This is a genomic window from Micromonospora sp. NPDC050795, assembly GCF_044456785.1.
Lineage (GTDB): Bacteria > Actinomycetota > Actinomycetes > Mycobacteriales > Micromonosporaceae > Micromonospora.
The window spans coordinates 1-1,132 of record NZ_JBITGE010000129.1 but is presented as its reverse complement, the minus strand read 5'-3'; the positions used below and the strand labels follow the sequence as shown (position 1 = coordinate 1,132).

Genomic DNA, 1,132 nt, shown 5'->3' with positions numbered 1-1,132 from the left:
TCAAGCAAGCCGACCTCGACGCTGGCACCCGCACCGACGGGCTGACCAGCAGCGAACGAGACGAATTCGCGCAGTTGAGGCGGGAGAACCGCCGGCTGCGCGAGGACGTGGACACCCTCAAGCGGACGGCTTTCTTCGCCAAGGAGACCAGGTGAACCTGCACCCGTTCATCGAGGCGGAGCAAGCCGGCGAACACAACGTCAAGCGTGCGTGTGAGCTGCTCGAGGTCTCCAGGTCCGCCTACTACCAGCGCAAATCCGGCGTTCCAGTCCATTCGCGGGCGCGTTGATGCCCAGCTCACCGAGAAGATCCTCCAGGTCCATGCGGTGTCGAAGGGCACCTACGGGCACCACGCATCCACGCCGACGCCGGTATACGGCACGGCCGTCAACGCGTCGCCCGGCTGATGCGCGCCGCCGAACTGGCCGGCAAAAGCCCTCGCCGGTGGCAGACCACGACGATCCCGGATCCGAACGCCAGCAGACACCCCGACCTGGTCGAGCGTGACTTCACCACCGATCCGACTGCCCTCGATTCCCGCTGGTGCGGAGACATCACCTACATCAACACCTGGCAGGGCTAACTCTACCTAGCCACCGTCATCGACCTGGCCTCACGCCGGCTCGTCGGCTAGGCCGTAGCCGACAACCTGAAGACCAACTTGGTCGACGCCGCCCACGCTCTCGCACGCCGCCGACCCACGTCCGGGCTGGTGTTTCATTGATCGCGGCTGCCAAGGCGAATTCAACTGATCGTCGCAACACCTTGATCACGGAGGTTTGCGATGGGGCGCGGGAAGAAGCAGATGCGTGCGGTGCCGGCTGGTGCGCGGCGACAGTGGGCGTCGGATCGGGCGTTGCGGCCGCCGATGCGTTCACCGGGACGGCCGGAGCCGTCTCGTGCGGTGCAGCGGGACTTCTGGCGGCGGATCGCGTCGGGAGTAACCACGCTGGAGGCCGCGGAGGCTGTGGGTGTGTCGTGGCCGGCCGGGTCCCGGTGGTTTCGTCACGCTGGCGGCATGGCGCCGATCATTCTGGGGTTGCGTCCACGGGAGTGGTGTACGACTTGCACGTGATGGGCGTGTTGCGTAGATGGGAGGCGGCCATGGCGTCGATCCTTCAAGACGGCCAAG

The 1,132-nt window shown here is 66.3% G+C and carries 2 protein-coding genes and 1 pseudogene; all 3 read left to right on the top strand.

What is annotated here, in order from left to right; genetic code table 11:
* The first annotated feature begins 151 nt into the window (after positions 1–151).
* Positions 152–289 carry a hypothetical protein gene (locus tag ACIBEF_RS32605; RefSeq protein WP_396797268.1) on the top strand — a complete coding sequence of 46 codons (138 nt, stop codon included), beginning with the start codon at positions 152–154 and terminating at the stop codon, positions 287–289.
* A gap of 117 nt (positions 290–406) precedes the next feature.
* Entirely contained in the window at positions 407–583 is a 177-nt protein-coding gene (locus tag ACIBEF_RS32600) for a hypothetical protein (RefSeq protein WP_396797267.1), read from the top strand.
* A 222-nt stretch (positions 584–805) separates the two neighbouring features.
* Positions 806–1,036: pseudogene (locus tag ACIBEF_RS32595) on the top strand (IS30 family transposase); the annotation flags it as partial.
* Between the last annotated feature and the right edge of the window lie 96 nt (positions 1,037–1,132).